Consider the following 9305-nt stretch of genomic DNA (forward strand, 5'->3'; position numbering starts at 1 on the left):
TGCCAGCAGCTGACCCATCCGGCGCGCCCGGCGACCACCTGCTGTGGTGTGAAACTCAATGCCCGCTGCGCGGGGGCAGCGAAGCCAGCCGGCAGTGGGGTATTCGTCACCGGATACATCCAGTTGCCGGTGGGAATAGTCTGCTGAAACGCCGGCGTAAGGATAAATTGCATAAAGCTATGGGCAAGTGCCGGCTGTTTGCTGGCCGCGAGTTGCCCGGCCACTTCTACCTGCTGGTAGTGCCCTTCGCTGAAGGTCGCTGCCGCGTACTGATTTTTCTTCTCTTCGATAATATGGTACGCTGGCGAGGTGGTATAGCTAAGCACCATGTCTGCTTCCCCTTTCAGGAACAGAACATAGGCTTCGCTCCAGCCTTTAGTCACGGTAACGGTTTTCGTGGCCAATTTTTCCCAGGCTACCGTCGCGTCGTTGCCATAGACTTTCTGCACCCACAGCAGCAGCCCCAGTCCAGGAGTGCTAGTGCGCGGATCTTCATAGATGATTTTTAATGATACAGGGCTGTCTACAAGCTCATGAAGGCTGCGGGGCGGATTTTTGAGTTTGGTCTGGTCATAGACAAACGCGGAATAACCGTAGTCGTAGGGAAGGAAAGTGTTATCATGCCAACCACCTGGTAGCATAAGCGAGTCGGTAGCGACCCGATGGGGTGCGAACAGACCGGTATCGTGCGCCGCCTGTAGTAGGTTGTTATCCAGACCTAGCACGATGTCTGCCCGGCTGCTGTTGCCTTCCAGACGTAAACGGTTCAACAGTGCTACCCCGTCTTCCAGCGCTATGAACTTCAGTTCGCAACCGCATTCCTTCTCAAACGCCGTTTTTATCGTCGGCCCTGGCCCCCATTCGGAAGAAAACGAGCCATAGGTGTACACCGTCAGGGTAGGTTTGGCGTACGCCGGAGTGGCGGAGGCTACCAGTAACAGACAGAAAAACCATTCTTTCAATATGTTGTACTCCTGAGATAAGGATGGGAAAGGTCTTTGAGACAAAAGCAAACTCTCAAATCCCTTCGCCGGTATTAATTGGATCAAGTTCGACGGGACTTTTCTCAGCTGACTCCTGCCACGGCGGGCAGAGGGAATATGCACCCCGTTGATAACGGCATTAATTGTAAACGCTTACGAGTCTGGTTAATAGTAAATTCCGCCTTTATCGCCGGAAAAACGAAAAAAGGAGGAAAAGGTAAGCCAGGGCGACGGCGGCATGAACCAGACCGATTTGAAATCGAAACCAGCCAAGGGTATTCATCCACAGATCCCACGCACGCTACGGCTTGCCCTGCAAGCTGAGCCAACTGTGGTACAGCGGATGAAGCCAATGTTCGCTAACTAGCGACTGGCGCCATTCCATCATCGGCAATTGGCGAAGGTGCCGGCGCGAACGGTTTATAGGTCGGCGACCAGAAATACTGGTTTGCTGGCGGAGTATAGGGCAATAGCGCCTACGGGTTTAGGTGTTCGCAGAGCCAGCGGCGTATTTCCTGGCGTTGCATCAGCGGCACGCGCTGGTCGTAAAGAAAAAGTAACATCCCTCTTCCTGATAATATCTCCGTGGCAGCGTCGCTGCTGGCATCTTCTCTCAGAGGGCATAGATACGTTTTGCAGCTGAACGCTGCTACAAGCTGAGTTCATGGGATAGCTCCGGCAGCACCCAGATATTGACCGCATCAATCAGCGCCCTAATCTTCGAACGTGCGGATGGTCAGCTGTCTCGGGTGATTGCGTATCAAGCTATAAGGGGCTGGTGCCAGCAGGCCGGTGTGCGAAATCTGACAGGGTACTCTATTCGGCTAGCATCGCCGATATGCTATCCAGCAGCCAGAGCCGCCAATCGTCGCACTGGGCGATCTTAATATTCAGCGTATGGGGGGGGAAGGCGAATGAAAGACAGGATCGAGGCAAATAGCGGATTGCCGGTCAGGCGCGATAGCGATTGGATGACATCGTCGTCGACGGTCATTTCCCGGCAGTGGTGGAAACGGATCGCTGGACGCAGATAAAAACGCCAATGATCGGGTGCCAGCGCCTGCCAATGGTGGGTCAGATCCGCCTCGAGTTTCTCATATTTCTCATTTATGCGTGTTCAGGCCGCTGAAAATCTGCTGAACAATATGATTATTCAAGCGCCGCGTACTGGGCGGGAGATTACTCAACAGACGATAGTAGAGCACCCGCAGGATAGTTTCCCTTAGCGGAAACAGCGTCTCAGGTGGGAAAGCAGCATGATTCTAAGGTTCTCGCGATCTCCCCACCAACTGTATCAGCTGATCGATGCAATCTTTCTCGAGGAGTTTCGCCAGTGCGCGGCTGCAAACTCGAGACCGGTATAATTAATGGAAGTCCAGCCGAGAGCGTTTACTCCGCCCAGCCTGGGAATAGGGAATACTAATTGAGCCAGCCCATATGCTGTATACTTTTCAAAAGCAAACGGACGTGGCGGCGGCGTTGAGCAATTGAACTGTAACGCCAGTTTGCTGAGCGTGTTGTCGACGGGTTCAATCTGGCAGTTTTGCCACAGGCGTATGAATTGCTGCTGTAAACGCGATGAGGCCGTAAAATGGGAACCATCCTTGAAAAGTTATCTATTTTTCCGTATATTACGCCTTATTAAGCCGAAAGCACGTCAGGATGCACCTTCCGATGCGCCGCCGCAGAGCGACGGTGCCTTCTCAACGCTTGGACGGTAGGCCAGACAGCCGGCAATGCCGCGGTGCAAGTGCCTAGACACCCTAGCTCTTGAATTAGATGATGATTATCGGACTAAGACGCGCATGGTGCGAGCTTTTTTTGCGCACAGAAAGTCACGCATCTTTCGTTAGCGCGATGTGTTCGCGAGCAAGCAGGTGAGGGACGATAGTACATATTGACGTGTGGCGGTAGTGTCATCACGGCCAACCGGGGAATAGGTAGGTCACAGCTAGCCGACACCACAACACTAAGAACGAGACGACCGTCGCAGTGAGAAATAAAGATGCGCGTTGCCGCGGCGGATAATGACAATCGTTGACGCGTTAGCTAACGATTAACGTCGCGACGGGTCAGGGGTAGTACAGTAGGGCTCTACCGACCGCGTTGCGCAAATGTCTCCGGCAGAGGCTGACGCCGCACCATCCGGGTGCGGGCGTCTGAGGCCATCAGTTCAGAAAGGCCGTCTGACGGTTTTCGTATTGTCCTATCACCTCATCATGCATCCGCGTCAGGCTAATACTGTCGAGGCCATTTATAAGGCAATGGTAGCGGAAACTGCCTATCTCTAAAGGATAACCTTATTGGGAGCTCGGGCTATCAAACGCCTGTTGTGAGGTCACTTCATGCACTAAATAGCGGTCGATATATAGCAGCAGCGTTTCATTTTCTTCTTCATAGCCAACGTGCGCATAATATAATTTTTGGTATAACGACTTGCCCATGTTGATTACGCCTCCCGATTGATTAACACGGCGATAATATCGCCCATTTTGCCGGTGACCATGCCTTAAATACGGCCGCGGCAGCGATAAAATAAAACCCCAGGCGGTGTCGGTGTCGAGACGCTGTTGTACCGGACGATGTAGGGCAACGCTTACGTCGCCTCCGACGTGAACCAGCATCAGAGTTTATCGCGTTATATTATCAGTTCGATGAACCACGACACTGGATCAACTCCGGTAGTTTGGGCACCATGGGCTTTGGTCTACCGGCGGCGCTCAGGGTGAAAATGGTCTTCCCTCGGGAAACGGTGCTGTATCTCACCCGGCGACGGCAGTATTCAAATGAATATTCAGGAGCTGTCCAACGCCCTGCAATATGATTGCCGGTGGTGAGTTTGAACAACCGCTGTTTGGGCATAGTGAAGCAGTGGCAGGACACTATTTATTCTGGCTGCTACTCCCAATTTATTCTGGCCGCCACTCCCAATCTTAAATTGTGTCTCCGCCGGACTTCGTGAAATTGGCGGAGGCCTATGATTATGTCGGCATATCACCATTGAACAGCCGGACGAGCTCGAATTCAAGCTAGCGCTGGCGGTGAAAAACCATCTAGTGTTCGTGGACGTTATGGTGGATAGAACGTAACACGTTTACCCCATAGAGATCCGCGGCGGCGGTATGGATAAAATGTGGTGAAGTAAAAAACGGAGAAGACCTGATATCATGCGCCGTAATTTTATCAATATTACTGGAAAATGAATCCGGCGCGTTATCCCGGATGATCTGGTTATTTTACCATTGAGGTTACAGCATTGAAAGATTTGACGCGGAGCCACTGACGATCCTACCCTTTCACGCACGACCATCTAGACCCAAAGTTATATGCCTTGAGAGCTTAACTAACAGGGGCTACAAGTCGGAGTTATCGGCTGAACTTCCCTTATTTTGTTGTACCGGGAGCAAAGTTTCGTCACCCGGCGGATGATTGCCTTAACGCCGAAACGCTGAGCTGAACCCTGTGCCAGGCGCATTTCCCCCGAGTCGGCATGATGATAGGCCATGATACCTAGCTGAGCAGCGCGGTGTTGGCGCCTTCATAGTTCAGTACCAGGCCTGATACCGTGCGGCAGTCCTGTTGCCGTTTCTTCCACTGCATTCATGATGTTAGTCACGTCAGCTGGGCGATTAGAGCGCTCCCGTCAGGCCGGGCCGCTGGATTTTCCCTTAGTATTTTATACTGATATTTGTAGCATGGTTGAATTCCCAGGTACGACTATGGATATTCGGGTAACTGATTAATTAATAAGCATAAATGGATCTATATGAAACTGGATGAAATTGCGCGCCTGGCTAGTGTTTCGCGCACAACTGCCAGTTATGTTAACGGCAAAGCGAAAAATACCGCATCAGCGATAAAACCGTGGGAAAGGTTATGGCAGTGGTCAGAGAGAATAATTACCATCCAAATGTGGTCGCCGCCGGCCTGCGCGCTGGACGCATCTACTCCATCAGCCTGGTTATCCCCGATCTGGAAAACACCAGTTATACCCGCATCATGAATTATCTCGATGCGCCAGGCATGTCAGCGCTGTTATCAGCTATTGATTGCCGGGTCGGAATACCAGTCGGACAATGATAAGATCTGCCGCGTGGAATATCTGCTACAGCGGCAGGTGGACGCTATTCCAGGAAGTAGTCCATACACCACACAGAGCAGAGGCCACTGTCGCTATAGCTGCTGCCTCTCTACTCCCACTGCCAGAAAAATGACCTTGTAAACCGGTGATTGAGAGCTGGCATGCGCCAGCAACTCCGCCAGATTAAGGCATTATTTATGCTGAACAACGTTCATTACTGCTTGTATTAATTTGAGTAGATTATAATTTTTATTTAAATTTTAAATGTCGATATTTGTGCAAATAAAATGACCGTTTGGTGGGGGCTTTGGGACGACTTCTCGCTGTCAATTAATGAAAAATAATTATAATCAATTAGTTGGATGTAATATTTCTGCCGATGACCGTGCCGGCGATTTAACGCCACGCCGCGGTGAAAAAATGAATTGTGCCAGTTATAGGAATAGTCTGGCGATAAAATCGAGCGAGCTTTTAACCAATAACCATATGATGATAAAGTCAACAAAGATTAGGGCATATAGAAGCAAGAGTGTATTTAAAGCCGCCGAACAGAACGCTTACGCCGGATTAATTAAAGACATTAAAATAACCACGTAGTATGAAAAAAGAGGAATTATAAACCATTCTGTTACTCCCCTTGTTTCATCCTCCTAAGTATCGTGCGGCGCTTTCCCGCTTCCTGGAAGTCCGTCAAACCGGTTTTTTTGGCCGTCAGGGGTTTGTAGCAAGTGCGAATATTTATATTTTTAATTTGTACAGAAATGAAGATGAATAAAATGATGTTATTTCTATCTTTTTTCACGATGTATTGTGCATTCTCCTATCAAATGGTAATTACAGATGTAAATAATCCCTTCTGAGTCATTTAGTCTCTTGACAATGTTTTGACACCATTCGTACACTCTTTTGCGTGGGAATTTGTGGGGCAAAGTGGTGATTAAGGTTTTTAAAGGGTAAATAGACGCATGTTTCGTGGCGTAACCTTGGTTAACCTTGACAGTAAAGGCCGGTTCGCCGTGCCCACCCGTCATCGGGAAAAGCTGAATGAGGAATCAGCAGGTTTAATGGTGTGTACCATTGACCTTCACCAGCCATGTCTGTTGCTATACCCCCTGCCGGCCTGGGAAATCATTGAACAAAAGCTGTCGCGATTGTCGAGTATGAACCCCGCGGAACGCCGGGTTCAGCGGTTGTTGCTGGGACATGCGAGCGAGTGCCAGATGGATAGTGCAGGCAGGATACTACTCGCGCCGACGCTCCGGCAGCATGCCAGACTGTCAAAAGCAGTGATGCTAGTTGGGCAATTCAATAAGTTTGAGTTGTGGGAAGAACAGGCCTGGTATCAACAAGTCAAGGATGACATTGACGCTGAGATGTTGGCGAAACTACCTGTTACCGACCGGCTGCAAGATTTATCGCTATAGCTATGTCAGAGAATTATTTACATACTACCGTGTTACTGGATGAAGCGGTGGAGGGGCTGAACCTCCGGCCAGATGGCGTCTATTTGGATGGAACCTTCGGACGCGGCGGACATTCACGTCTTATTTTATCAAAGCTGAATGCGCAGGGACGACTGTTCGCTATCGATCGCGATCCCGCAGCTATCGCGGCGGCTAGGGACATTGATGATGCGCGTTTTACCATTATTCATGGGCCGTTTTCCGCTATGGCGGATTACATGGTGGAAAGGGGTCTACTGGGCCGAGTTAACGGCATATTGCTGGATCTTGGCGTCTCGTCGCCGCAGCTTGACGATCCGGAACGCGGCTTTTCATTTATGCGCGACGGACCGCTGGATATGCGCATGGACACCTCACGCGGTCAGTCCGCCGCACAGTGGCTGGCAAAAGCGTCGACAGAAGATATTGCTTGGGTGTTGAAAACCTTCGGTGAAGAGCGCTTCGCCAATCGCATTGCTCAGGCTATCGTGGCCCGGAATCGCCAGCACCAGATAACCCGCACTCGCGAACTAGCAGCGCTGATTGCCGATGCCAGTCCGTTTCGCGATAGGCATAAGCATCCGGCGACTCGCAGTTTCCAGGCGATCCGCATATACATCAATAGCGAGCTAGAAGAGATCGAACGGGCGCTGGACAGCGCGCTGACGGTGCTGGCCTTCGGCAGTAGATTGTCGATAATCAGCTTTCATTCGTTAGAGGATCGGCTGGTAAAACATTTTATCCGTCAGCACAGTCGCGGTCTGCAGGTGCCGGCGGGTCTGCCGCTCGTGGAGGCACAGATAGCCGCACAGCACCAGGATCGGCGCCAACTGAAAGCAGCGGGGAAAATGCAGCCTTCGGCGCAAGAAATTCACGATAACCCCCGCGCGCGCAGTTCGGTGCTGCGCTTCGCCGAGAAGCTGGCGTCATGATCGGCAACGAACGGCACGGTCTTATCGGGATCATCGGCAGCGATTTGTTGCGCTACGGCAAACTGCCGCTGCTTTTGTTGATTGCGGTTCTAGTCTCGGCTGTCTTGGTAGTGATGACCACCCACCAAACCCGGCGGCTGACCGCTGAACGTGAACAAATGGCCCTGGAGAAGGACGCGCTGGATATCGAGTGGCGCAACCTGATCCTGGAAGAAAACGCGCTGGGCGATCGCAGCCGCGTTGAGCGTATCGTCACCGAGAAGCTGCAGATGCAGCATGTGGATCCGTCGCAAGAGAATATTGTGCTTCAACCGTAATCTACACAAGGATCGCTAACGATACATGAAAGCCGCAGCACGTATGATGAAACTGAAACGCCAGGAGAATCAGACCAGCTTTGTCAGCTGGCGTTTCTCTTTGTTGTGCGGTTCCATCCTGTTGGCGCTGGTAGGGCTAGTGCTGCGGGTGACCTATCTGCAGGTGATCAACCCAGATAAACTAGTGCGTGAAGGGGATATGCGCTCGCTGCGCGTGCAGAGAGTCCCCACCGCGCGCGGCATGATAAGCGACCGTGCCGGCCGTCCCTTGGCGGTAAGCGTACCGGTTAATGCCATCTGGGCCGATCCAAAAGAGCTCAACGACCATGGCGGTATTAGCAACGACAGCCGCTGGAAAGCGCTGTCCGATGTGCTTTCTATCCCTCTCGATCAGCTCTCCTCACGCATCAACACCAATCCTAAAGGGCGTTTTGTTTATTTGGCGCGCCAGGTTAATCCTGCTATCGGCGATTACATCCATAAACTTAAACTTCCCGGTATTTATCTGCGCCAGGAGTCACGGCGCTATTACCCTGCCGGTCAGGTAACTGCGCATCTTATCGGCGTGACCAATATCGATAGTCAGGGCATTGAAGGTATCGAAAAAAGCTTCGACCACTGGCTGACCGGTCAGCCAGGCGAGCGTACGGTGCGTAAAGACAGGTTCGGTCGAGTTATCGAAGATATCTCGTCGGTGGACAGCCAAGCGGCGCAAAATTTAGCACTGAGTATTGACGAAAGGTTGCAGGCGCTAGTGTATCGCGAGCTGAACAACGCCGTAGCGTTCAATAAGGCCGAATCGGGCACGGCGGTCCTGGTGGATGTCAATACCGGCGAAGTATTAGCCATGGCTAACAGTCCCTCCTACAACCCCAATAATTTGACCGGCACTACTATGGACGTGATGCGCAACCGCGCCATCACCGATATTTTCGAGCCGGGATCGACGGTCAAGCCGATGGTGGTGATGACCGCGCTGCAGCGCGGCGTAGTGCGGGAAAATAGCGTACTCAATACGCTTCCCTACATGATTAGCGGCCACCAAATCAAGGATGTGGCGCGCTATGCCGAATTAACCGTGACAGGTATTTTGCAGAAATCGAGTAACGTCGGTGTTTCTAAGCTGGCGTTAGCGATGCCATCTTCTGCGCTGGTAGAAACTTACTCACGCTTTGGATTGGGTAAGGCGACCAATTTGGGATTGGTTGGAGAAAGCAGTGGCTTATATCCCAATAAAAAACGGTGGTCCGACATGGAGAGGGCAGCCTTCTCTTACGGCTACGGACTAATGGTAACACCATTACAATTAGCCCGTGTCTACGCCACGATCGGTGGTATGGGTATTTTACGCCCGCTCTCTATTACCCGGGTCGATCCCCCGGTGCCGGGAGAGCGAGTGTTTCCCGAATCGCTGGTGCGTACTGTGGTACACATGATGGAAAGCGTGGCACTGCCGGGCGGTAGCGGTACCAGAGCCGCGATCAAGGGCTATAACATAGCTATCAAGACCGGTACTGCCAAAAAGGTCGGGCCGGACGGTAATTATATCA

The 9305-nt window shown here is 51.6% G+C and carries 7 protein-coding genes and 5 pseudogenes; 8 read left to right on the top strand and 4 right to left on the bottom strand.

Annotated elements, in window-relative coordinates; translation table 11 throughout:
- Positions 1 to 965, bottom strand: a 965-nt coding sequence (thiB, locus tag BG74_RS06285) for a thiamine ABC transporter substrate binding subunit (protein WP_073961115.1), incomplete at its 3' end; no start/stop codon positions are given.
- Between the two features lie 183 nt (positions 966 to 1148).
- A pseudogene (locus BG74_RS20695) lies at positions 1149 to 1347 on the bottom strand (hypothetical protein); the annotation flags it as partial.
- Between the two features lie 603 nt (positions 1348 to 1950).
- On the opposite strand from BG74_RS20695, the gene BG74_RS20700 reads away from it, so the two are divergent.
- Complete coding sequence (locus BG74_RS20700; protein ID WP_439895688.1) at positions 1951 to 2112, top strand: hypothetical protein; 162 nt, start codon at positions 1951 to 1953, stop codon at positions 2110 to 2112.
- A gap of 1039 nt (positions 2113 to 3151) precedes the next feature.
- On the opposite strand, the pseudogene leuD reads toward BG74_RS20700, so the two are convergent.
- Both leuD and BG74_RS17355 read right to left on the bottom strand, forming a co-directional pair.
- Positions 3152 to 3280, bottom strand: a pseudogene (gene leuD, locus BG74_RS17350) (3-isopropylmalate dehydratase small subunit); the annotation flags it as partial.
- Positions 3281 to 3301: 21 nt separating this feature from the next.
- Positions 3302 to 3427, bottom strand: a pseudogene (locus BG74_RS17355) (hypothetical protein); the annotation flags it as partial.
- 61 nt (positions 3428 to 3488) lie between these two features.
- Between BG74_RS17355 and BG74_RS13680 the strand changes: the two are divergent.
- The 7 genes and pseudogenes from BG74_RS13680 to ftsI form a co-directional block, all read left to right on the top strand.
- Positions 3489 to 4069 (top strand): annotated as a pseudogene (locus BG74_RS13680) (thiamine pyrophosphate-dependent enzyme); the annotation flags it as partial.
- Positions 4070 to 4749: 680 nt separating this feature from the next.
- A pseudogene (locus BG74_RS06295) lies at positions 4750 to 5112 on the top strand (LacI family DNA-binding transcriptional regulator); the annotation flags it as partial.
- Between the two features lie 285 nt (positions 5113 to 5397).
- Positions 5398 to 5661 (top strand): hypothetical protein, encoded by a 264-nt coding sequence (locus BG74_RS13685; protein WP_187202730.1) that lies wholly within the window; start codon positions 5398 to 5400, stop codon positions 5659 to 5661.
- Positions 5662 to 6029: 368 nt separating this feature from the next.
- Complete coding sequence (gene mraZ / locus BG74_RS06300) at positions 6030 to 6488, top strand: division/cell wall cluster transcriptional repressor MraZ (protein ID WP_066597353.1); 459 nt, start codon at positions 6030 to 6032, stop codon at positions 6486 to 6488.
- 2 nt (positions 6489 to 6490) lie between these two features.
- Positions 6491 to 7438 carry a 16S rRNA (cytosine(1402)-N(4))-methyltransferase RsmH gene (rsmH, locus tag BG74_RS06305; protein ID WP_066597355.1) on the top strand — a complete coding sequence of 316 codons (948 nt, stop codon included), beginning with the start codon at positions 6491 to 6493 and terminating at the stop codon, positions 7436 to 7438.
- Positions 7435 to 7755 (top strand): cell division protein FtsL, encoded by a 321-nt coding sequence (gene ftsL / locus BG74_RS06310; protein ID WP_066597357.1) that lies wholly within the window; start codon positions 7435 to 7437, stop codon positions 7753 to 7755. Before rsmH ends, ftsL begins: the two co-directional genes overlap by 4 nt.
- A 25-nt stretch (positions 7756 to 7780) precedes the next feature.
- Positions 7781 to 9305 (top strand): peptidoglycan glycosyltransferase FtsI (ftsI, locus tag BG74_RS06315; protein ID WP_244267376.1); only part of this gene is annotated, 1525 nt, incomplete at its 3' end.

The organism is Sodalis-like endosymbiont of Proechinophthirus fluctus (genome assembly GCF_001602625.1).
In the GTDB taxonomy this organism is placed as follows: domain Bacteria; phylum Pseudomonadota; class Gammaproteobacteria; order Enterobacterales; family Enterobacteriaceae.

Excerpts from the sequence above, each read along its gene's own strand:
- BG74_RS13685 (WP_187202730.1), top strand. The coding sequence starts at position 5,398 with ATGAAAAATAATTATAATCAATTAGTTGGATGTAATATTTCTGCCGAT.
- ftsL (WP_066597357.1), top strand. The coding sequence starts at position 7,435 with ATGATCGGCAACGAACGGCACGGTCTTATCGGGATCATCGGCAGCGAT.
- rsmH (WP_066597355.1), top strand. The coding sequence starts at position 6,491 with ATGTCAGAGAATTATTTACATACTACCGTGTTACTGGATGAAGCGGTG.
- mraZ (WP_066597353.1), top strand. The coding sequence starts at position 6,030 with ATGTTTCGTGGCGTAACCTTGGTTAACCTTGACAGTAAAGGCCGGTTC.